This window comes from Oleiphilus sp. HI0128, assembly GCF_001635365.1.
This window is the reverse complement of record NZ_LWGG01001440.1, coordinates 1-716: the sequence shown is the minus strand read 5'-3', so window position 1 is coordinate 716 and position 716 is coordinate 1. Positions and strand designations below refer to the sequence as shown.

Annotated in this window: 1 protein-coding gene; it reads left to right on the top strand. The window is 42.9% G+C overall.

The window, feature by feature from the left end; translation table 11 throughout:
- Window positions 1-716 (top strand): inorganic phosphate transporter (locus tag A3763_RS23810; RefSeq protein WP_197483080.1); only part of this gene is annotated, 716 nt, incomplete at both ends.

Below are 716 nucleotides of genomic sequence, written 5' to 3'. Positions count from 1 at the left end.
TGGCCATTGCAAACTGGAATAAAATGGGGATGATTGCTGCGAGTTGGGTTATCTCACCTGTGCTAGGGGGCGTTATTGCAGCCTCGCTTCTCCTATTCATTAAAAAGAAGATTATTTATCAGGATGACATGCTTCAATCGGCAAGACGCTTTGTTCCTTGGTTGATCGCGTTGATGGCGTGGGCGTTTAGTACTTATTTAGCGCTTAAAGGTTTGAAAAAAATATGGAAAATTGACTTCCAAATGGCCGCCATGATTGGTCTTGCTGTCGCCGCATGTTTTTTTGTTGTAATAAAACCTTTAGTTTCAAAGTCATCCAAAAAGCAAGAGAATAATAAGGAAGGCGTCAACAATCTCTTCACTATACCTCTGATTTTTGCTGCGGCATTATTAAGTTTTGCGCATGGAGCAAATGATGTTGCAAATGCCGTAGGACCGCTTGCTGCTATCACCGATTCGATTACCAGCGATGGTATTTCTAAAAAAGCGGCTATTCCTCTATGGGTGATGATGATTGGTGCCATTGGTATAGCAATTGGTTTGCTATTGTATGGGCCTAAGCTAATTCGTACCGTGGGCACAGAAATTACAGAGCTTGATAAGTCTAGAGCTTTTTGTGTTGCAATGGCTGCAGCCATTACTGTTATTATTGCCTCTCAGCTTGGTCTGCCTGTTAGTTCAACCCATATTGCGGTTGGTGGGATCTTCGGTGTTGGC